The sequence below is a fragment of the Cytobacillus sp. FSL R5-0377 genome (assembly GCF_038004385.1).
Taxonomy (GTDB): Bacteria; Bacillota; Bacilli; order Bacillales; family Cytobacillaceae; genus Cytobacillus.
On record NZ_JBBORA010000001.1, the window covers coordinates 4,859,469 to 4,881,229 of the forward strand.

20 protein-coding genes and 3 pseudogenes are annotated in these 21,761 nt (G+C 42.4%); 14 read left to right on the forward strand and 9 right to left on the reverse strand.

The features are described from left to right. Nucleotides 1-7 precede the first annotated feature (7 nt). Together NSQ49_RS24575 and NSQ49_RS24580 are read left to right on the forward strand one after the other, a co-directional pair. A complete protein-coding gene (locus NSQ49_RS24575) occupies nt 8-313 on the forward strand; it encodes a hypothetical protein (RefSeq protein ID WP_251284247.1) in 306 nt (101 codons plus the stop codon). 1,537 nt (nt 314-1,850) lie between these two features. Continuing rightward, nucleotides 1,851-2,438, forward strand: coding sequence for a hypothetical protein (locus tag NSQ49_RS24580; RefSeq protein ID WP_251284248.1), 588 nt, complete (start codon nt 1,851-1,853; stop codon nt 2,436-2,438). Between the two features lie 2 nt (nt 2,439-2,440). Here NSQ49_RS24580 and NSQ49_RS24585 read toward each other — a convergent pair whose 3' ends face one another. Next, a complete protein-coding gene (locus tag NSQ49_RS24585) occupies nt 2,441-3,319 on the reverse strand; it encodes an AraC family transcriptional regulator (RefSeq protein ID WP_159867548.1) in 879 nt (292 codons plus the stop codon). Between the two features lie 105 nt (nt 3,320-3,424). On the opposite strand from NSQ49_RS24585, the gene NSQ49_RS24590 reads away from it, so the two are divergent. The 5 genes and pseudogenes from NSQ49_RS24590 (at nt 3,425) to NSQ49_RS24610 (ending at nt 9,802) form a co-directional block, all read left to right on the forward strand. Continuing rightward, a complete protein-coding gene (locus tag NSQ49_RS24590) occupies nt 3,425-4,378 on the forward strand; it encodes a DMT family transporter (RefSeq protein WP_159867551.1) in 954 nt (317 codons plus the stop codon). 198 nt (nt 4,379-4,576) lie between these two features. Beyond that, nucleotides 4,577-5,578, forward strand: coding sequence for an LLM class flavin-dependent oxidoreductase (locus NSQ49_RS24595; RefSeq protein ID WP_251284249.1), 1,002 nt, complete (start codon nt 4,577-4,579; stop codon nt 5,576-5,578). 398 nt (nt 5,579-5,976) lie between these two features. Next, nucleotides 5,977-7,533 (forward strand): spore germination protein, encoded by a 1,557-nt coding sequence (locus NSQ49_RS24600; RefSeq protein WP_159867557.1) that lies wholly within the window; start codon nt 5,977-5,979, stop codon nt 7,531-7,533. Nucleotides 7,534-7,557: 24 nt separating this feature from the next. Next, nucleotides 7,558-8,648: pseudogene (locus NSQ49_RS24605) on the forward strand (spore germination protein). Continuing rightward, the gene (locus NSQ49_RS24610; RefSeq protein WP_159867560.1) at nt 8,645-9,802 is read left to right on the forward strand and encodes a Ger(x)C family spore germination protein; all 1,158 of its coding nucleotides are present in this window, start codon (nt 8,645-8,647) and stop codon (nt 9,800-9,802) included. The pseudogene NSQ49_RS24605 and the gene NSQ49_RS24610 overlap by 4 nt, the downstream one beginning before the upstream one ends. Before the next feature lie 35 nt (nt 9,803-9,837). Here NSQ49_RS24610 and NSQ49_RS24615 read toward each other — a convergent pair whose 3' ends face one another. Continuing rightward, nucleotides 9,838-10,566: a hypothetical protein gene (locus tag NSQ49_RS24615; protein WP_201306569.1), complete on the reverse strand. Its 729-nt coding sequence runs from the start codon at nt 10,564-10,566 to the stop codon at nt 9,838-9,840. A 254-nt stretch (nt 10,567-10,820) separates the two neighbouring features. On the opposite strand from NSQ49_RS24615, the gene NSQ49_RS24620 reads away from it, so the two are divergent. After that, nucleotides 10,821-11,702, forward strand: a complete 882-nt coding sequence (locus tag NSQ49_RS24620) for a LysM peptidoglycan-binding domain-containing protein (RefSeq protein WP_445662640.1) — start codon at nt 10,821-10,823, stop codon at nt 11,700-11,702. A 32-nt stretch (nt 11,703-11,734) separates the two neighbouring features. Here the strand turns inward: NSQ49_RS24620 and NSQ49_RS24625 are convergent, their stop codons facing one another. Continuing rightward, a complete protein-coding gene (locus NSQ49_RS24625) occupies nt 11,735-11,959 on the reverse strand; it encodes a hypothetical protein (RefSeq protein WP_159867563.1) in 225 nt (74 codons plus the stop codon). A gap of 184 nt (nt 11,960-12,143) precedes the next feature. Here NSQ49_RS24625 and NSQ49_RS24630 point away from each other — a divergent pair, with 184 nt between their 5' ends. Next, nucleotides 12,144-12,569, forward strand: a complete 426-nt coding sequence (locus tag NSQ49_RS24630) for a VOC family protein (RefSeq protein WP_159867566.1) — start codon at nt 12,144-12,146, stop codon at nt 12,567-12,569. Nucleotides 12,570-12,678: 109 nt separating this feature from the next. Here NSQ49_RS24630 and NSQ49_RS24635 read toward each other — a convergent pair. The 3 genes and pseudogenes from NSQ49_RS24635 to NSQ49_RS26770 all read right to left on the reverse strand — a co-directional run bounded on the left by NSQ49_RS24635 (nt 12,679) and on the right by NSQ49_RS26770 (nt 14,170). After that, nucleotides 12,679-13,481: pseudogene (locus tag NSQ49_RS24635) on the reverse strand (alpha/beta fold hydrolase). 125 nt (nt 13,482-13,606) lie between these two features. After that, on the reverse strand, nt 13,607-13,954 hold the full coding sequence (locus NSQ49_RS24640; RefSeq protein ID WP_159867568.1) for a hypothetical protein: 348 nt from the start codon (nt 13,952-13,954) through the stop codon (nt 13,607-13,609). A gap of 42 nt (nt 13,955-13,996) precedes the next feature. Then, nucleotides 13,997-14,170 (reverse strand): TetR/AcrR family transcriptional regulator, encoded by a 174-nt coding sequence (locus NSQ49_RS26770; protein WP_159867570.1) that lies wholly within the window; start codon nt 14,168-14,170, stop codon nt 13,997-13,999. A 654-nt stretch (nt 14,171-14,824) separates the two neighbouring features. On the opposite strand from NSQ49_RS26770, the pseudogene NSQ49_RS24645 reads away from it, so the two are divergent. Further along, nucleotides 14,825-15,409, forward strand: a pseudogene (locus NSQ49_RS24645) (DUF6944 family repetitive protein); the annotation flags it as partial. A gap of 105 nt (nt 15,410-15,514) precedes the next feature. Continuing rightward, nucleotides 15,515-16,090 (forward strand): DUF6944 family repetitive protein, encoded by a 576-nt coding sequence (locus NSQ49_RS24650; protein WP_251284251.1) that lies wholly within the window; start codon nt 15,515-15,517, stop codon nt 16,088-16,090. Between the two features lie 165 nt (nt 16,091-16,255). Here the strand turns inward: NSQ49_RS24650 and NSQ49_RS24655 are convergent, their stop codons facing one another. From NSQ49_RS24655 to NSQ49_RS24665, 3 genes are read right to left on the reverse strand one after another with little or no spacing between them, the layout of a single operon-like run. Beyond that, nucleotides 16,256-17,350 carry an acetyl-CoA C-acyltransferase gene (locus NSQ49_RS24655; RefSeq protein ID WP_251284278.1) on the reverse strand — a complete coding sequence of 365 codons (1,095 nt, stop codon included), beginning with the start codon at nt 17,348-17,350 and terminating at the stop codon, nt 16,256-16,258. After that, nucleotides 17,346-18,797 (reverse strand): AMP-binding protein, encoded by a 1,452-nt coding sequence (locus NSQ49_RS24660; protein ID WP_251284252.1) that lies wholly within the window; start codon nt 18,795-18,797, stop codon nt 17,346-17,348. Before NSQ49_RS24660 ends, NSQ49_RS24655 begins: the two co-directional genes overlap by 5 nt. 33 nt (nt 18,798-18,830) lie before the next feature. After that, nucleotides 18,831-19,394, reverse strand: coding sequence for a biotin transporter BioY (locus NSQ49_RS24665; protein WP_159867585.1), 564 nt, complete (start codon nt 19,392-19,394; stop codon nt 18,831-18,833). Between the two features lie 206 nt (nt 19,395-19,600). Here NSQ49_RS24665 and NSQ49_RS24670 point away from each other — a divergent pair, with 206 nt between their 5' ends. From NSQ49_RS24670 to NSQ49_RS24680, 3 genes are all read left to right on the forward strand, one after another. Further along, a complete protein-coding gene (locus NSQ49_RS24670) occupies nt 19,601-19,741 on the forward strand; it encodes a hypothetical protein (protein ID WP_201306571.1) in 141 nt (46 codons plus the stop codon). Nucleotides 19,742-19,943: 202 nt separating this feature from the next. Continuing rightward, nucleotides 19,944-20,762, forward strand: coding sequence for an alpha/beta fold hydrolase (locus NSQ49_RS24675; RefSeq protein ID WP_159867588.1), 819 nt, complete (start codon nt 19,944-19,946; stop codon nt 20,760-20,762). Nucleotides 20,763-20,827: 65 nt separating this feature from the next. Further along, complete coding sequence (locus NSQ49_RS24680; protein WP_159867591.1) at nt 20,828-21,610, forward strand: IclR family transcriptional regulator; 783 nt, start codon at nt 20,828-20,830, stop codon at nt 21,608-21,610. The last annotated feature ends 151 nt before the right edge of the window (nt 21,611-21,761 follow it).

Consider the following 21,761-nt stretch of genomic DNA (forward strand, 5'->3'; position numbering starts at 1 on the left):
GAGACGCATGAAACTTTTTGGCTATTTACTAGTAGGGGGACTTCCCTTGCTATTGCTTTGGAGCTTTATCTTAACCATGATTCATGTGAAAAAAGCAGGCGAGAAAAGAGAGTTCCTTGGGAGAACCTTCACCTTCCTGGGCTGGATGTATGAGTACACGCTCTCTTCATTCGCAGCATGGTTTGGCGTCATCACCCTTTTATTCAGCATTGGCCTGCTGTTTACTGGCGGCTTTTTGCTGGCTATTTTTACAGTGCCATTTGGGATATTTTTAGTGAAAGAGTTTTTCCCTCGGCTGAATATGCCGGAGTGAGTGAGGGGCATGTCCTTTGTGGGCATGCTCTTTTTTTATGGGGCTGGGTGAGTGCAGCTTCTGATAGAGATGGCGGGTTTGGGGGTGGTAGAGTCATAGACCGGGCCACCTTTTGACACAGGAAGGGGAAAAAGAGGCGGGTAGAGTGCGTGCTGGGAGCAACTTCTGACACAGGAAGGGGAAAAGAGGCAGGTAGAGTCAGAACCAAGGTCCACCTTTTGACACAGGAAGGAGAAAAGAGGCAGGTAGAGTGCTCGCCGGAAGCACCTTCTGACACAGGAAGGGGAAAAGAGACAGGTAGAGTGCTCGCCGGAAGCACCTTCTGACACAGGAAGGGGAAAAGAGGCAGGTAGAGTCAGAACCAGGTCCAACTTCTGACACAAAAAAAGAGAAAAGAGTCATCTAGAGTCAGAACCAGGTCCAACTTCTGACACAAAAAAGAGAAAAGAGGCAGGTATAGTCAGAACCTGAGCCAACTTTGAACACAAGAAGGGGAAAAGAGGCAACTAGAGTCAGAACCGGAAGCACCTTCTGACACAGGAAGGAGAAAAAAGGCAACTAGAGTCAGAACCGGAAGCACCTTCTGACACAGGAAGGAGAAAAGAGGCAACTAGAGTCAGAACCTGGTCCAACTTCTGACACAAAAAAGAGAAAAGAGGCAACTAGAGTCAGAACCTGGTCCAACTTCTGACACAAAAAAGAGAAAAGAGACAGGTAGAGTCAGAACCTAGGCCAACTTCTGACACAGGAAGGGGAAAAGAGTCAACTAGAGTCAGAACCTGAGCCAACTTTGGACACAAAAAAGAGAAAAGAGTCATCTAGAGTCAGAACCTGGTCCAACTTCTGACACAAAAAAGAGAAAAGAGGCAGGTAGAGTCAGAACCTGGTCCAACTTCTGACACAAAAAAGAGAAAAGAGGCAGGTAGAGTCAGAACCTGAGCCAACTTTGAACACAAGAAGGGGAAAAGAGTCAACTAGAGTCAGAACCGGAAGCACCTTCTGACACAGGAAGGAGAAAAGAGGCAACTAGAGTCAGAACCGGAAGCACCTTCTGACACAAGAAGGGGAAAAGAGGCAGGTAGAGTCAGAACCTGGTCCACCTTCTGACACAGGAAGGAGAAAAGAGACAGGTAGAGTCAGAACCTAGGCCAACTTCTGACACAGGAAGGAGAAAAGAGACAGGTAGAGTCAGAACCTGGTCCAACTTCTGACACAAAAAAGAGAAAAGGGTCAACTAGAGTCAGAACCTGAGCCAACTTTGGACACAAAAAAGAGAAAAGAGGCAACTAGAGTCAGAACCTGGTCCAACTTCTGACCAAAAAAGAGAAAAGAGTCAACTAGAGTCAGAACCTGAGCCAACTTTGAACACAAGAAGGGGAAAAGAGGCAATCAGAGTCCTAACTTAACATAGTGTCCCAACCACCCCCATTACCCCTAAGCCTCAAGACCTATCTCCAAATACAGCGCAGGCTTCTTATTCTAAAATACGCATCTCTATATCATAAAAGTATTCATATTTTTGATAAGGAGATGCGTTATGTCTAACCAAAAAATCTATATACTCCTTACGGATACCGGAACGTTATTCACGCGGCTTATTAAGCTGTACACCAAAAAGCCTTATAATCATGCTTCTATCTCACTTGATCCAGAATTGAAAGAAGTGTACAGTTTTGGCAGGAAAACGGCGAAAAATCCATTCATAGGCGGTTTTGTTCAAGAAAATATCAGAGGTGAACTTTTTAGCAACTCCAGATGTACCGTTATTAGCTGTTCTGTTACAGATGAACAGCACAGCAGGCTTAAAGCACTCATAAATAAGATAGAATCTAAAAAACAAGACTACAATTATAACCTCCTTGGCCTTTTTGCCATTATGTTTAATAAACAGCTTTCAAGAAAAAAGGCTTTTTTTTGCTCTCAGTTTGTAGCAACAGTCCTGCAGGGATGTGAAATTGTCCAATTATCTAAACCGCCCTCGCTTGTTATGCCGCATGAGTTTATGGAACTGGAAAATGTAGATGTTGTTTTTCAGGGAAGCATGGCCGAGTATCTTATCAGTTTAGATTGCCGGATTTCACCCCATGTCCAGGAAAGGTTCGGGCCATCTTTGGCGATTTCCTGACCTCAGTTCCGCTTCTTTTTATACGCTAAAGGTGTCATATTCATCGTCATGCGGAATTTTTCAATAAAGTAGCTGCTGCTGTTGAAGCCTACTTTATAGGCAACTTCTGTAACATTCGAGTCTGGCTCCTGAAGCAGGGGAAGGCTTTTTTGCAGGCGGTGCTGAGTCAGGTAATGAATGGGTGTGGTCTTTAGTATCTTTTTAAAATATCTGCAGCATTCCGATTTGCTCAGTCTGCCGGCTTTGGCAATATCGCTGAGGGTGACTTTTTCAGCATAATGCTCATGGATCCAATTCAGCATCTCCTTCATCCGCTTGTGTTTTTCATCCTCAGTCCGGGTGTGTTCCAGCTGGAATCCGTTCCTGATTAACTGCTGCCAAATATGTGCAAGCAGACAGGCAATGTCCATCTCATAAAATGGCGGACTCTCATGAATTAAGTCCCTGATTTCAAGTATGCTGTCTACTATATTTTTCCCCCATTCCTTGCACCCGTCCAGAACGAGGTATGATAGATTGGCGGCTGAAATATATGGAGTAACATAGCTGCTGAATAGTTCCTGGGGAAGCAGGAAATGAGGGGATACATTTAAACAAAGGTAAACGCAATCACCGCTAATATCCTGGGCCGAATGAAGACATCCGCTATTAATGAAAAGGCAGTCTCCTTCTTTAACCGAAAATTTTTCCTCATTGACCTGAACCAGGGCGTCGCCTTTGAGTGTCAGGAGAAATTGAATTTCCTCATGCCAGTGCAAGGGGATTTTTCCATGGATATTATCTGCAATTTTCGTTTCGTAGCAGGCAACAGGGATGACCACCGTCCTGTGTTTCGTCATTTCCTTCAGGCTTTCATCCACTTCAAAATCTGTAATCTGCATAAAAGCCACCTCAATATTGTTATATTTTTTTATGATATCTAGCTATTTTTATCAATTAATTTGGTTTATTATAACACTATTATTATATTTAAGGTGGCTTCGCACATGAAAGGACGTTCAAGGACTACGGGCTTACTGCTCGTTATATTTGGAGCTTCATTCTGGGGAGTTGGCGGGACAGTTGCCCAAAAGCTCTTTCAGGAATTTGGAATATCTGTTGATTGGCTTGTCACAGCCCGGCTTCTGATTGCTGGTGTTCTTCTTTTGGCCGTCCAATTTTCACTCAAAGATCGCTCACAGGTGTTTGGTGTGTGGAAGAATAAAAAAGCAGCTGGTATGCTGCTGATTTTTGGATTGGCGGGAATGCTGGGTGTACAGTATACCTATATGGCATCCATTCATCATGGCAATGCGGCTGTGGCCACGCTGCTTCAATATTTGGCACCGGCTATGATTATCATTTATCTGGTCCTGCGAAAGCAGACCGTGTTTACCAGACAGGACATGGTGACCGTTTCCCTTGCTTTAGCGGGATGCTTTCTGTTATTGACCAATGGTTCTGTTTCCCAGCTGTCCGTACCGTCACCTGCGATTGTATGGGGAATTCTATCCGGCGTGGCACTGGCATTTTATACGTTATATGCCATCCCGCTGCTTAAGGAGTATGATTCCCTAGTGGTGGTTGGCTGGGCGATGGTGATTGGCGGAACAGCATTGAGCTTCATCCATCCCCCTTGGAAAATGGAGTTCGGCAGCTTAACGGCTGAAGCATACCTGTACTTGGTTTTCGTTATTATTTTTGGGACGATGCTGGCGTTTTGGTTTTATATTGAAAGTCTCCAAACGCTGTCTCCATCAGAAACCAGCCTATTAAGCAGCCTGGAGCCGCTGGCCGCAGTGTTTACTACGGTACTCTGGCTGAACGAACCATTCGGTATGTTTCAATGGGCGGGTACTGCCTGTATCTTTGGCATGATTCTGCTGCTGGCATTGAATAAGAAAAAACCGGCAAAAACCAGTGATTCTGTTGAAAGTGAAGAACCATTAAGAGTAAGCTGATAGCCAGTCCCTTACAGCAGGGGGCTGGATTTTTTGTATTAAGCACTGGCGGTTAAATTGATATCTTCCCACTCCATTGCAGAAACTCCTCATAAAACCACAGCTTTTCATGAATTCTGCTCACACTAAGCATTAAAGTTTCCTTAATTTATTTCGGTTGTTAAAATAAAATCAATTCTTCACAAAGGAGATCATAAAATGACGAATATACAAATACCTGTTTCTGTTTTGAACCTGGCACCTATCAGGGAAGGGAAGGACAGCAGGCAGGCAATCGAGGATCTTGTTGATCTGGCTCAGGCAACAGAGGAGATGGGCTACGAGCGCTATTGGATTGCGGAGCATCATAATACCCCTACACTGGTCAGCTCTGCTACTGCCATTTTAATAAAGCATGCCTTGGAGCATACAAAGAAGATCCGCGTTGGCTCCGGTGGAATTATGCTGCCGAATCATGCACCATTAGTGGTTGCTGAGCAATTCGGAACGATGGCAACTATTTATCCGGATCGGGTCGATTTGGGACTTGGAAGGGCACCTGGCACGGATATGATGACAGCTAATGCGCTTCGCCGTTCAAAGAATGACTCTGTTTATACATTCCCTGAGGATGTGAAGCAGCTGCTGACATACTTTGGCCCTTTAGAGGAGCAGAGCTATGTGAAAGCACACCCGGGGGTTGAAACAAACATTCCCATTTATATTCTTGGTTCTTCGACAGATTCAGCGTATTTGGCTGCTGAGCTGGGGCTTCCTTATGTATTTGCTTCACACTTTGCTCCAAGATGGATGGAGGACGCCATCCGGATTTACCGTGCCAACTTTAAGCCTTCACAATTTCTGGATAAACCATATATGATGGTCTGCTTAAATGTCATTGCGGCAGAAACGGATGAGGAAGCTGAATACCTGTCAACGACGATGAAACAGTTCTTCCTGAACGTGGTCAGAGGAACTTCCATGAAATTGAGCCCTCCGGTGGAGGACCTGGATTCTATCTGGAACCCAATGGAGAAGGAAGCGGCAGAGGGAATGTCAAGCGTGACCCTGATGGGCAGCAAAGAAACAGTTAAAGGGCAGCTGGAGCAGTTCCAGAGTATGTATAATGTGGATGAAATCATGGCGGTATCATATATCTATGATGAAGAAAAACAAAAGCGTTCCTATGAAATATTAAAACAAATAACGGACGGCAAATGAGCGGGGAAATGATTTCCCTGCTTTTTTTGTTTTCAACTCTCCCAAATCTATGCTTTTCAGCATTGTAAGCGCTTTATCAACATTGTATATTTCTCGGGAAAGCGCAGGATTAGACTTTTCCTGCGCCGGAAGGTCGGAAAATGGCTCTTTGTGGCGAAACAGGGTGCCTGCCTGAAAAAAAGATATTTGAATGGATGTTTATAGGCAAGAAGTGGAAGCCTAACTACATAATGCAGTATATTTTAGGTAATTTAAAGGGTGAGTAAAATGTGGAAAACCGTCATTTCCCATCTGCCTGAATGGGAGATATATTTGCAGAGTTTTGCCGTCCTGATTGTACCACTAGGAATTTCAGCATTCTTCAGGAAAATTGGGCCTTCAAAGGATGGTTCGCCAAAATGAAGATCTTCCGGGTAAGAAAGAAACCATTAAAAACCAGAACCATTCATGACATGATGAATGAAAATGAAGTTCCGGACAGACTATCTGGTGATTTACAAAGGGATCTGGAGGCATTTAAAAAAGAAATCGGCCATAATTCAGACGTCCATTTTCGCGGGTTCAATCTTGGGCTTACAAATGTTCAAGGCGTACTGATTTTTGTTGAAGGCCTTTCTGATAAAGATCTGATTGATAAATATATCATAAAGTCGCTAATGCATGGGTTTACAGATATACAGCATGATGGCCGGCTTGATGAAAAAAAGAGATATACCATTGATAATATAAAAAAACATATTCTTTTCCTTAGCGATGTTCAAACAGCCGCCAGGATAAATGAAACGATACCGCATATATTTAAGGGCTTTGCTGTTCTTCTCCTGGATGGTTCCTCAGAGATGCTTGTGTTAGGAACAGCAAAGGGGAAAACACGAAGTATTGAAGAGCCTGTTTCCGAGCAGGCTGTCAGAGGGCCTCGTGAAGGCTTTAATGAAAACCTTTGTGATAACACAGCTCTTTTGCGGAAGAATGGCGGACCTAAGCTTACGTTCTCCAAGTTCATTGTAGGAAAGCGCACCAAAAAGGATCTTATTGTTGCTTATATTGAAGATATTGCAAATCCATCCATTGTTGAGGAAGTAAAAACAAGAATCAGGGAAATTGACATCGACCATGTGATGGAATCAGGGTATGTCGAACAGCTTATAGAGGACAATTACATTAGTCCATTTCCCCAGGTGCAGAATACGGAACGGCCTGATAGGGTAATGGCTGCTCTAATGGAAGGAAGAGTGGCCATTCTCCTTGATGGCACCCCATTTGCACTCCTGGTTCCTGTCACATTCAGCATGATGCTTCAAGCTTCTGAGGATTATTATGAACGGTGGGTTTCCGGCTCACTCATTCGATTATTGCGTTTTGTTGCGATCTTTGTTTCGCTTTTTGGGCCGGCACTTTACATCGCTTTCGTATCGTTCCATCAGGGTCTGATTCCGACTAAATTAGCTATGTCCATAATCGGCACCAGAGATGGAGTGCCATTTCCTTCCATAATAGAAGCTCTGATCATGGAGGTGGCCATTGAAATTCTTCGTGAGGCCGGGCTTAGATTGCCGAAGCCGATTGGTCCTGCAATCGGCATTGTCGGTGCTTTAATTATTGGAGAGGCAGCAGTTTCAGCCGGCATTGTCAGCCCGATTATGGTTATTGTCGTTGCGGTTACTGCTATTTCATCCTTTGCTATTCCGGAATACAGCCTGGGGATTTCCCTGCGCTACCTTCGATTTGGATGTATGTTTTTTGCTGCTGTGTTTGGGTTGTATGGAGTGATTTTGTTTTTCCTTTTGCTCAGCAGCCATTTAGTCAAGCTCAAAAGCTTTGGTGTTCCCTATATCAGCCTGGCGGTCCCATATCGTCTAAGCGACTGGAAGGACTTTATCATACGTTTTCCGTTAAAAGTATTGAAACAAAGGCCAAGTATGCTTAGTCCAAAAGATCCCGGCAGGAAAGGCTAATCTGATTCACAGGAGGTCATTTGCTTGAAAATCGGTTCCAAGGAAAAGCTATCAAGTGTACAAGCAGCAGTCATACTGGTTAATTATATTCTTGCTGCAGGCATACTTACGCTTCCGCGAACTGCTGCAGAAAAAATAAACTCGCCTGATGTTTGGATAACCGTTATTCTGGGGGGCCTTTTGGCTATGTGTGCAGGCGTTATCATCGTAAAGCTCAGTCAAAGATATCCTGGCAGAACCTTTTATAAATACAGTCAGGAAATTGCAGGCAAATGGGCAGGCATTTTTCTCAGTTTGCTCATGGTCATTTATTTTTTTAGCCTGGCTGCGTATGAGGTAAGGGTACTTTCAGAGGTAACCAGTTTATTTTTGCTTGAAGGCACTCCGATTTGGGCCATCATTATGCCTTTTATGTGGATAGGGCTTTACCTGATCTCTGGCGGCATTGATCCCATTGCCCGGTTATTTGAGCTATTCTTCCGATTACGGTCATCATCTTTTTGATTGTCATCAGCATGAGTTTTGGGATCTTTGAACTGGATAACCTCCGTCCCGTTTTAGGTTCAGGTATAATGCCTCTGGTAAAAGGTGTGGGTACAACCGTTTTCGCATTTTTGGGAATTGAAATTATGCTTATTATTGTTGCATTTATGGATAAGCCATCACAGGCAGTAAAGGTTGTCTTAATTGGGACGGGAACTTCGATGTGCTTTTATTTGATGACAGTGGTGATGGTTATAGGAGCGCTGTCTGTAGATGGAGTAGTAACAAAAACCTGGCCAACGATCGATCTGATTAGAAGTTTTGAAATTCAAGGCCTCATTTTCGAACGATTTGAGTCTTTATTGCTGATTATTTGGATCATGCAGATCTTTACCACCTTCACCATCACTTTTTATGCCGCTTCCCTGGGCCTTGCACAAATCTCAAAAAAGAAGATCGGACCCATTCAATTTGCCCTTCTGCCTGTTATCTACCTGATGGGCATGATTCCGCGCAACATGAATGAAGTTTTTGCGATGGGCGACATGATTGGAATCACCGCCTTTTTATTATTTGTTTTATTGCCCTTCGTTCTGCTTATCATTTCAAAAATAAAGGGTGTTAAAGCATGAGGCGAAAACAGGCTGTACAACTTTTTTTAACTTTGACCCTAGTCTTCATTACATTAACTGGCTGCTGGAGCAGCAAAGAAATTGAGGACCTTGGCCTGATCATAGCTACGGCAGTTGATTTGGAAACCAATGAACAGGATACTGGCAATGTTTTCAAGCTGACGAATCAGCTGGTTACGGCAGAGACAGCCAATAATGCCACAAATGGCGGGCAAGCACAAGTGAGACCCTATAAAAATATAACCGAAACAGGCGATGCGGTTATACCAGCTTTAAGAAATATGGTTCTGCAATCTGACAAACGTGCTTTTGGTGAACATGCAAAAATCGTCGTTCTTGGTGAAGAACTTGCCCGCAGCTACAATCTTGAACAGGTGCTTGATTTTTTTCGCCGGGAACAGGAATTACGTCCAAGTACCCTTTTTGTTATTGCTGAAGGAAATGCGAGTAAAACCCTGGAATCAGCCGAACCCACTGTAATACCTGCAATCCAGCTTGTTGAAATGATACAGGGTGCGGATCGAACCACGAAAATCCTTACACATATGCCAATGGCTAAAATAGAAGGGCTGCTGAATTCAGGAAATAGCTTTCTTTTACAGTCCGTTGCGGCAGAAAAGAACGGCAGAAAGCTTTCAGGCGCTGCTATGATTGATGGAAAAACGAAAACCCTCCGTGCATTTCTGGACGATAAAGAGGTTGAAGGCGTGACCTGGATAAAAGGGAAAGGAAAAGGCGGGCTTGTAAATAGCTACGATGAAGAGACCCGCCAGCCCATTGTGTATGAAAGTATGTCAATGAAAAGTAAAATTAAGCCTTCAGTAAATAAAGGGTCGATTTCGTTCACGGTTAAAATTGAAACGGAGGGGCGTATAGCGGAGCAATGGGATATTAACAGAAAGTCATTTGACGAAAAGAACATGAAAAAAGCAGAGAAAGCTACGGAAAAAGAGATTAGGCGTCTGGCGGAAAAGGTATTAGAGAAAACGCAGAAAGAGTATAAAATGGATGTGCTCGGATTTGGAAAAAGCCTTCAAATCAGCTACCCTCAAGAGTGGAATAAGGTTAAAAATAATTGGGATGCCACGTTTAGCGAGGTACCGGTAAAATTCATCATTGATGTTTCAATAAAAGAAATGGGGACATCCGGTTAAAATGGAGGGGCCCGCTGGGATTAGGAGGAGCGGCCCTATTGTGCTTCTATTTCTTCCATTTTATAGAGGGCAGAATTGGCTGAAGTATTCAAGGTCTGTGCAGAAGCCCATAAATTGGCCAGGAAACGCGGCATCATCTGCTGTGAAGGAAGTCTGCCATATCTGGAAAAGTAAACAAAAAGCTTCAAATAGGTTCGTGCATTTTTCGGCAGGTGAATTTCTCGTGCATAATATTCATTCTCTGTAAGCGTTGCAAAAGAACGTGTTTCAAAGCCGGAAATAAACCGGGTGCTTTCTTCTTTGTATTCGTTTTGGATATAATGAATTCTTTTTATAATGGTGGGGTCATCAGAGCCATCATAATTTGCCAGTCTTGCCTGCCGGAAAGCGGGAACAGATGAGAGATTATCAGTAAGAGCCAGTGCATGGCCGTAGGCTTTGTCATGGCCTTCATAAAGAGGATGAATATCAGCTCCCTCCATTAAATCCACTAGAGGCAAATTCTCGTTATGTAAATAGGGCGGTCTGAAAATCTGCCTGGAAAGCTTAAGTTCATCAAGAGAATCACATCCAAATGACTTGAATAAATACCACTGGCCATTGTCATCCTGGCTGATGTCATATACCTGCCCATCCTTTTCGATCTGGCAGTCGATAAAGACGTCTTTCCGGTCGAACGTAAAATCAAATGGTTCTTGTTCAGCCGGTTTAAATCCAAATGGAGTCTGAATGGGCACACAGATCTCTGAGAAGAAATTATTCATGCTGATACACACCTTTCGTTTTTACCTGCTATAGAAAATACCCTGCGGTTTTCATTATCATGCCAAAAAGAGAGGATAATTTTCATTCGTTATACAAAAATATTAAAAACCGGATGGAAAGGACATTCAGTATGAAAAAATGCATGATTTTTTTCCTCAGTCTCGCAGTATTCTGTCAAATAATTGGGAGCACTGCACATGCCGAAAACAGCCCGAGCCATATCTATGAAGTAAAGAAGGGGGATACCCTGAAAATCATCGCTAAAAAATATGGATCAGCAGAAGGGGACATAAAACGATATAACGGCCTGCAGTCAGACAGACTAATTGCTGGGCAAAAACTGCGTGTCCCAATCTTTCATAACGTGGCTCCAGGAGATACACTCTGGGGGCTGGCGGATAAATATGATTCAAGTATACAGATTATCAGGGAAACAAATGGACTGTCCTCCGATGCGTTACATGCGGGGCAAAAGATAAAAATTGCACCTGAGAAAATGGCTATGGATGGCAAGTTTGTCCTTATGACAAGAGAGGAATTCCAGGAATGGATTTTCAATCACAAATTCAAACGAAAAGTGGCCCAGGTTCAGCAGCATCACACCTACAGGCCATCCTACAAGCAGTTCAATGGCAAGAATCATTTTGCGATTATGAAGGGGATGGAGGAGTATCATGTCAGCGGAATGAAGTGGAAGATGATCAGCCAGCAGCTGACCACATTCCCGGATGGAACGGTGGCTGTCGGACGGCCATTTGATTTAGCACCAGAGGGCTCCTTCGGCCTGAAGAATAAAGAGATAATGCACAGGATAGAAGCGGATGTCATAGCAATCGAAAATATTGGCGATTTTGACTCTGATCAAATGACGGCTGAACAGAAAGAAACGATTGTGACCGTCACAGCTCTACTCATGCTGAAATATGGCCTGACGCCATCCATTGACAGCATCACCTATCACCATTGGTGGGATATAAACACGGGGGAAAGAGTCCTGGATAACTCCCGGGGCCATGCAGTTAAAACCTGTCCCGGCACTATGTTCTTCGGCGGGAATTCCACTGACAGCGCTAAAAATAACTTTTATCCCCTGGTCAGAAAAAAAATGCAGGAGATTAGAGCAGACCTGCATTAACATGGAAACCCGCAGATTTCTGCGGGTTTCTATTATCTTTTCTTTTTCTTCTTTTTATCATCTGCTGCCGCAAGCTTCGCTTTGTTTACACTTTCAAGTTCTACCTGTACATGAATTTTGCTTTCCTCCACTGCCATTACACTGGTTACTTTTCCTTTGCGCCCCTTGATTCTGACCTCTTCACCCTCATGTGGAACACTTTTGCGAAGCTGATTTAATAAAACATTTTTCCCATCAAGATAATAGACCGCAAACATTCTCATCTCACCTTTGCCTATAGAATGTGGTACAAGTTCCAGCACCATTTCTATAAAATATAAACTTAGGGAGAAAAGTAGACCGTTTTTTTAAAAATAATTATTGCGAACATGTGTTCTTTGTTGTAAAATCAATCTGTAGTAAGTTTTAAGAAAAATAAAACTATTTTAGGGGCTGATGAGAATGACAGTGAAAGTGATACCTTATTTAGTGATGGACGGAAATGCGAATGAAGCAATTGAATTTTACAGAGAAGCGCTGGAGGCAGAAGTATTGTATAAGCAGACGTTTGAGGAAGGTCCTGAAAACCCTGAATATCCTCTTCCGGAAGAAGCCAAGGACCGCATTATGCATGCCACAATAAAGGTTGGGGAGAACGAACTCATGTTTAGCGACACATTCCCTGGCCAGAATCATCAAACAGGGAACCAGGTGACAATCTGCCTTTCTACATCAGACCCTGAAAAATCGAAGAAATTTTTTGATGCACTTCAGCAGGGCGGGCAAGTAACCATGCCTCTTCAGGAAACATTCTTCAGCCCTTCATATGGCAGTGTAATTGATAAATTTGGAGTGAACTTTCAAATTTATACAGAGGGCGAGCATTAATTTTTGAAAAGGCAGCCAAAGCTCGTAAATAGATATGCAATGATTTGTTATTAAATCATCCAGATCAGCGCTCAGATTATGCTGTTGCTGAGTGTTGATCTTTTGATATTCAATTCTCGCCTCGATTACGGCAAATAACATCATGCAGCTTCTCAGCAAACTCATGATGAACCTCTGAATTGTAACCCCCATGATGACCAGGGAACTCAATGAAGTTTGTTTCCAGCTGTTGAGGTAATAAAATCGAGCATCCATAAGTGAAAGATTCCCGTGAAGCCCTGCCGGCTGCAGGAAGTACCTGAAACAGCGAAGAGGTTAGTGCAATCTTAAGTGCATGGCTATCTAATGTATAGTTGAGTATTCCTAGAATTTCCTTTTCAGCAAAGTAAGTTGAATTACTTAAAAGACGGTTTGTAAGTTCGGAATCTTTATTATCGAGTTCAGATGATGCCAGTAATTTTAATATTTCTTTTTGCTGATTTTTTTGCAGAGATTTTAAAAAACACTTTGCCTGTTCGAGTTCATCTCCTGATAATAGCTGAACTAAAACTGGTTCGTGAGGTATTAAGGCGGATGATGGATGCATAAATCGAGGGCAATGACAGCACCGGAGCTGCTGCCAAATACGAATGCCGGTTCAGTTGCCAGTTCGCTAATCAGCAGGTGAGCATCATCGCTGTGCCGGCGTATACTGTAGTCCTCGTCTGGATATTCAAGAATACTCCGGGAGTGCCCGCGGCGGTCATACGTAACAACAGAGTATCTATCAGCAAGATTGTCGGCAACCCTTTGAAATTTCTCAGCTTCTCCGCCTCCACCATGAATCATTAGCAGCAGGGGGCCTGAACCCCTTACTTCTTAATAAATGTTAGCTCCAGGCGCATGCAAAGTCCCTGTTTTACCTTCTAACATAGTAAAACACTAGTAATGATTTAGTATTATTAATTTTATGATTTGGAACTAGCTAAATAAATGGCGAAATTGATTTAGATTCATTTTTTACATAAATAAGCTGATTTCCTTATTAATGCTGATGTTCATTTTTCTTCGATAAAACCATAGAAAAACATTTCTATAATTCCTTTATATATTTTTTCCTTATCTTGCTCCTCTGGTAAATTTCGAAATAGATGCTCGATTGATTTCGTCATCAACTGGTAGTAAATCATTACCATATCATTTGTAATGTTTTCTTTTATATATCCCTGTTTGCGTCCTTTTTCAATCCACCGGATAAAAAGGGGGAGAATTAATGCCTGATATTCTTTTACCACATTATTTAATTCACTATTTTCATTTAAAGTTTCTTTAATGATATCTTCCCTGAACAAATTGGTGTTTTTAGGCTTTTGAAGGAAATAGTTATGCAGCTGATTTATAAACACATCATCACTTTCGACCAGCTGTTTTAGTTTTTGATATTCTTTCTAATAAAATGATTTCAGACTTTCTACAATTAAGTTCTCTTTACTCCCATAATAATTATAGATTGATGCTGGAGAAGTCCCAGCGCACTTTGCGATGTCCCTTACTTTTAAATCCTTTACTCCACCTTCATTAAGGAGTTGAAAGGCGGCATTTTCAATCGCCTTTTTCTTCAAATTTATTTAGTATAAGCTCAGGGTGGCGTGCTGCTAAATAATAGCGCAGCACAAACTCTAAACAAATTAGACATAATAGAAGCCGACTTTTCCAAAGCTATGGAATTCGGCTTTTTTTATTGCATAGGTGTAGGCACTTAGAAATATAGCTTAGCTCGGCCGAGCGCACAGAAATCAAGCTAAGCGCACAGAAATTTCATTATTCGCACATAAATTAGGGCTATGCGCATAAAACATGGTTATCCGCACAGAAATCAAGTTTAAGCGCATATAGTTGGGGCAACAGGCACACATAAATAAGCTAAACATACGGAATTCAGTCAAATCGCACAGAAAAATCATTGAATTAACTTAAATTCGCACTATGTTCACAATAATCTATCTAAATCGGAATCCTCAACTCTATTTAAAATGCATGGACAGAGCTTATTAAGAAAATACATCTAAATTTGTACTTAGTGTACAGGCACTGCGGAATCCGATTTGCATAAATGCTCTTTTTAATCTCGAAATTTGCTTAGCTATATATTTAGTTAAGCCTCATTAATTAAATAATTCCCTATTCAAACTCTCAAACCACTTCACCATCTTCACTCCGCACCCATTATGAATTGAATGAATACAATTAATCATACGTCAGCTAAGGAGTATGTTATGGACAATCAACTAAAAGAGGTCGTCGGAGCCACTTTAGCTGCCATCGGTACGATCATTTCTGCTGTCTCAACCATACCCGCAACGTCAGAAAAAATGGATAAATTATTTGAGGGCCTTGATATCGTAGGAAACACCCTGCAGGGAACAGGCAACGCGCTTCAGGCGGACGGGCAAATAGGACCTTCACTTGATAAGCTCGGCAATGAGATACAGGCAATTGGCAACAGTATTGTTATTGCCGGCTTAACTTTAGATCTGGAGGATGAAAATGAGGAGAAATTAGTAATCACAGGGAACTGGCTTCAGGCTCTTGGAGGAGCGGCTGCACTTGGAGAAGAATTGGAAGATCCCACTGCACCCGGCCAGGCTTTTAATATAAATGGCAACCTGCTTCAATCTATAGGAAATTCACTTCAGTCAATTGGAGGTACGGCCAATCTCAGGGAAAAAGAGAGTGGTGGACCAGGAGATAGCTCTAATAATATTATTGCCATTGGAAGCTGGATTCAGGCGGTCGGTTCCGTCTTATCCCTAATCGGTGTGCTTGAGGGCGAAAATCAGGATTCTGATACTGAGAGCAGCGAGGTAAACCATGACCCTGATACTGAGGGCAGTGAGGAAAACAATGAACCAGACTCAAAATCTTCTGTGTGGCTAAATGAAGAACTTTTGTAGAGAGGGGTAAGCATGTATCTAGACGGAGATGAGCTACTAACAATTGGAGCGTATTTGCTAGTTGTGGGCACATTTATTTCTGCCGTTGGTGAAACCATAGACCCGGATCAAAACAATCTCAACAAAAAATTGATACGGGACGGAAATGGAGTCCAGGCGGTTGGCAACAGCTTCCAGGGGTTTGGAAGAATTCATTTAGCCGAAGGAAATGAAGATACAGATTTATATGGCATTATCGGGAGCTTTACACAGGCAGGCGGAAACTCCATCAACACCGCTGCAAACAATATCGAAATTCAAAATCCTTCAGTTTCTGTGTCAGGCTTCAATGCACTGGGAAGTACGATTCAATCCGTGGGTGCAGCTTTGGAAGCGGAAGCTGTTGAATACGGGGAAAATCAATTTCTCAGCAGTCTGGAAGCACTTGGCTACTCATTAATTTCAGTAGCGGCAGTTCTCGATGCTATCGGAATTCTTATAGAAGATGAAGAAAGTATTCAAAAAAGAGTCCTGCTGGCTGCAGGGGGATGGCTGGAATTCATCGGTGCGGTTATTGGCGCATATGCGCTGATTAAGGCAGCTGATTAAACACATTTGCTGTAACAAAAAGAGTTATCCACGTGATATCAGTTGATATTTGTCGACTATCAATGTGCTAGCAGTTGATAAAATTGTGCTATTACGTCGGTTTCTGATGAATATCCTGCCAAAAAATAACCTGGAATAACACGTCTCCAGGCTATCTTCAAGCTTTTATTCCACCACTTCAAACAAAATAGCAACACCGACGCCGCCTCCGCTTCCAATGGCAGCCAGTACATAATTGCAGTCAGATCTTCTCTGCACTTCATAAAATAATTTTGTCACCATTACAGCGCCGGAAGCTCCATAGGGGTGGCCTATTGTTAAAGCCCCTCCATTAACGTTCAGTTTTTCATATGGAATAGATACCTCATTGGAGCAGGCCGCTATTTTGGAGGCGAAGGCTTCATTAATTTCGATCAAATCGATATCGTCGATGGTTAAGTAATTTCGTACCAGAATATCCTGGATTGCCGGAACAGGGGCAATACCCGGATAGTTGGGATTTACCCCGGATACTTCACTATCCGCAAAACGCAGGATCGGCCTGTATCCATTTTTTATGGCGGTTTCTTCCTCCATCACCAGCACAGCAGATGCACCGTCATGTATGCCGCAGCTATTGGCTGCTGTTACAGTGCCATACTTTTTAAATATTGGCTTAGCACGGTTTAAAAGACTATCCATTTTTCTTTTTTTAAGAAACTCTTCATCGTATGTATGGCTTCCAAAAGGAATCAGCTCATCTGCCAGGATTCCATTTTCAAAAGCTTTCCAGCTCCGTTCATAGCTTAATAGGGCATAGGTATCCTGATCTTCTCTTGATATGCTGTATTTATCTGCAACATTTTCCGCAGCGGCGCCCATATCCGGATCTCCAATATCGTCAGGTGAGAAACGCGCTCTTTTAGAAAATGGGGAGGTGCTGGCACTTTCCGTACCTCCAGCTATATAACAAGTACCCGCACCGCCCTGGATAAGATGGCATGCGAGCCGAATGGCTTCGAGGCCGGCACTGCACTGTCTGTCCAGAGTTAACCCCGGAACGGACAGTGGGAGTCCAGCTTCCAGTACAGACAAGCGGGCGATATTGCCGCCAGGTCCCACGACATTCCCTAAAATGACATCATCAATTTTTTCCTTCAGGCCTTCAGCCAGATATTTTAACAGCGTGACAGCCAGTTCATGTGGCCCGAAGTCCTTCAGCATGCCATTTGCTTTTCCAATTGGTGTTCTTTTTGCTTGTACAATCACGGCTCTCTTAATGGCTGATCACCTTTCTTTCGATAGAATCCTTCAGCTGGGCCCGGGCGATTTTTCCTCCTGCTGTGTATGGCATTTCTTCAGTGAAAATCCATCTTCTCGGGACCTTATATGAAGCTAAATGTTCTTTGCACAGGCGTTTCATTTCAAGGGCAGTTGTGCTGCCTTTTATGACGGCAGCTGCAATTTGCCCCCAATATGGATCCTCCAGACCTATTACAGCAACCTCCACAACATCCGGGTGCAAGCTGATCACTTTCTCAATTTCTTCAGGAAAGATATTAATAGCTCCATATAAGATCATGTTCTTTTCCCGTCCGCTGATATATAAATAACCCTTATCATCAACATACCCCATATCGTCAACGGTGGCCCAGCCATACTCATCCTGAATGCTCTGTACTGTGTTATTTATTAAGTATCCATCAAAAATGAGTTCGCTCCTGACAAATATTTTTCCAGTTTCATATGGAGCCAGCTTCCTGCCGTCTGCATCTCTAATTTCAATTTCCACTCCATGGCAGGGCTTTCCGACTGATCCATCGATATCTTCATCCGCAAGGAACGTTACATAACTCAATTCACTGGCACCATAAAATTCGATCATGGAGAGGCGGGGGAATATTTTGCAGATTTCCAGCTTTGATGCTTCATCCCATTTCGCACCTGAAGAAAAGATCTTAATCGGTTTCTCTATGATTCTTTTTTCTCTTAAAATAGCAGAAACCATGGTTGGAACTGTATAAAGGGTACTGATAGGGTGCTCCGTGATGGATGATAGAACCTGGGCTGCACTGAATTTTTCAAGCAAATGAACCGTTCCGCCCGTACAAAGGGTACTTACTGCTCCATATAAAAAATGAGAGTGGATGAGAGCTCCAGGAATGAGGACATTTTCCTCTTCATTCATGTTAAAATCATGAGTATTTACCTCAAAGCTTGCCTTCCAGGAATGATGGGAACGGATAAATGCTTTAGGGCTTCCCGTGGTGCCGGAAGTAAACCCCATATAAAACGGAGGGTTGCTCTCCGAGTCTATCGAAAATGAAGTGCTTTGACCGCTGATATCCTCCAGGGCATCATCCCAGATAATAACGGAAGTGTGCAGGCGGTCAATCTGTTCATAGGATTCTCTATCTGTGATGACGATGGAAGGACTGGAAATTTCGATCCGCTCCCTAAGTTCTTCGGCCTTCCATTTTAAGTCGAAAGGCACAGCTGTCCATCCAGCCATGGAGGCACCTGTGAATAATTGCAGAAAAGGAATTCCATTGGGCAGCATAATTGCGGCAGTTTTATTGGGAGCAGAAAAGGAATGAAGCCAGTTGGCCGTTTTGCTGATAAGAGAGCTCCACTCTTGATAGCTTACAGTTTGGCTTTTTGTAATGATTGCCGATTTGTTTGGAGATTTTTCGGCGTATTTATTAATATTGGATGTAATATTCGTCAATGGTACTTCTCTCCTTATCGAAAAGGAGACACTTTATAGTGTCTCCAGAGATTTAGAAAATTGTTTATTGATAATGGGATGCTTCATTAGCCGGTAGACCAGTAACGAGGCGAGAGTTGCTTTCAATACATCTCCAGGAATATAGACCAGGCTAAGTTTGATTGCCTCTGCGAGAGGTATATCCATCATAAAAGCCTGAACAGGGATTCCAAATAGATAGATGAGGAATATGCCGGCAGTCAGGTTGATTAGCATGATATTCATTAATTTTAACGTTTTGAAGCGTGAGAGTAAATATCCAATAACAAATGCGGTAAGCGGATAGGAAAACAAATATCCTGCACTGGGCCCGAAGAATACACCGATGCCGCCGCGGCCTCCTGATAATAGTGGTGCACCTGCAGCAACCAGAAGCAAAAATACGGCCATGCTGATTCCGCCAAGCCGGGCACCTAAAATACCGCCGGCCAAAAGGACACCGAGTGTCTGAAGGGTAATCGGTACGGGGGTAAAGGACAGCATGATTGGAGGAACAAGACCGAGTGCTCCCATTACCGCTGCAAATAAGGCCACGTATGTCATCTCTTTAACTTTCATAATACCTCTCCAATTCAGATTAATAGGTTAACTGTTTTTATTTTATGGTTAACATACTAGTTTGTCAACTTAAGAAAGGTTATAGTTTACAAAAGGATTTCTGACCGGCAATTTCTTCAGTATGCAAAAAATATAGATGTTTATTTTTACTAAAACAAACCAAAATAAGCGGGTAACAAAATATTATTTTTGGGGGTAATGTAATCATGTCAAAGAAAAACAATAGTCCATCTGGCCAGGTTGACCAAAAGGAATTATTGGAGGACAAAGTAGAGGCAGCCAGAAAAAACAGCTTCGAGGAAGATCACGTGCGAAAAGTCACGACAAGTGGAGCACAAGGTCAATAATTGTCACTTTAAGCTGTTATCAAAGTTACTAACCCGATCACAGATGATCGGGTTTTCTGTTGTGTTAGTGTCTTAGAACATGCCTATAGCTAACAACTAAAATTTTTCGATTATTCTGTTGACTATTCCAGAATTTGTTTTATGATAAGGGTAACCGAAACGATGTTTTACTTACAAAACAAACATATGTGGAGGTAATAAAATGCCCTATATTAATGTTAATGATTTAACTATCCATTATCAAGCAGAAGGAAATGGTGAACCGCTGGTTATTCTTCATGGGCTGGGAAACAATTCACAATCCTGGAAGAATCAGCTGGAAGGGCTTAGTAAGGAATTTACTGTTATTGCCTGGGATGCGCCCGGCTATGGAAAAAGTTCAGATCCCAAGGTGGAATTTACACAGTTCAGCCAATTTGCTGAGGTGTTGAAGGGTTTTATTGACGGTTTGCAGTATAAAACGGTTAATCTTTTAGGCCATTCAATGGGTTCAGCCATTGCTCTGGATTTCTGCAGCCGATATCCTGCCAGGGTGAACAGGCTAATAATAGCCGATCCCACACGCGGTGCAGCGGGGCAGAGCCATGAGGAAAACGAAAGAAAGCTGAGGAATCGATTACATAATATTGATACTTTGCATCCGAAGGAATTGGCCCAATTAAGAGTAAAAGAACTTCTTGCTCCTAACCCGAATCCGGAAGTAAAGAGGGAGGCAGAACGGATCATGTCCCAGGTCAGGCCGATGGGTTATCGCTCTGTTGCCTTTTCTCTTTCAAATTTAAATCAAATGGATATTTTACCTTCCATTTCTGTTCCTGCCCTTGTTATTTGCGGGGCATTGGATAAAGTGACTCCTGTAAGCGAATCAGAAATATTCCATCAGTATATCCCTAATTCCATTCTGAAAACCATTCCCAAAACAGGGCATTTATGCTATCAGGAGGATCCGGACTATTTTAATGCTCTTATTTTGAATTTCCTTAAAGGGGCATACAAAAAAGAAGAACTGGCAGAAAGGTAACCATAGAGAAATATTACTTGTTTCTAACGTGGTTTTTGTAAAAAAGTAAATAGGGGGTGACCTGTATGGCTAAAGAGGAGAAAGAGCGATATAACGCCAATGCCCTGGTACGGGGGCTGGAAATCCTAAAGCTCTTTAATGAAGACCGTCCAACACTGTCATTGGTTGAAATTGCAAAAGAATTGAATGTAAGCCGAACAGTTCCGTATCGATTATTATATACTCTCCAATCACTTGGTTATCTTGACCAGGACGAAAATTCAAAAAGATATAGTTTAACGCCCCAGGTATTAGAATTGGGCTTTTCCTATTTAAGTACGCTAAAACTTCCTGAAATTGCCCAGCCATATTTGGAAACATTAAGAGATGAAACAGGGGCTTCCTGCCATTTATCTATTTTGGATGGGCATGAAGTGGTGTATGTTGGCAGTGCTCCTGTCAGAGGAGTATCCGCTATAAATGTCAATATCGGATTGAGGCTTCCCGCTCATGCAACAGCAAATGGAAAATTGCTGCTTGCCTATCAGTCACAGGAAAAGCTGAAGCAGCTTTTTTATGGATCTGAATTGAAGCCTTATACTGATCGGACCAAAACATCCCTGGCAGATTTTCAAAATGAAGTTGAAATCATCAGAAGAAATGGATACTCGATTACAAAAGGAGAGCTTCACCATGGGATTCAGTCAGTAGCGGCACCTATATTTGATAAAACTGGCAATATCATGGCGGCGATTAATGTTGTAGCAACAGAGACAACATTCCATGATGAGTTTATTGAACAAGTAGCACTCCCTAAAGTGCTTGAGATTTCGAAAAAGTTATCAGGATATATGGGATATCATCTATAAATAAAAGAATGATTAAAAGCTTGCACCTGCTGCAAGCTTTTTTGTTTTGTATATAAAACACTATTTAGCAAACAAAACAAATTTAAAAATATCATTGACTCAATTTTCGAAAAACTTTACACTATTACTAAGTGGTAAACGTTGTTTTGTA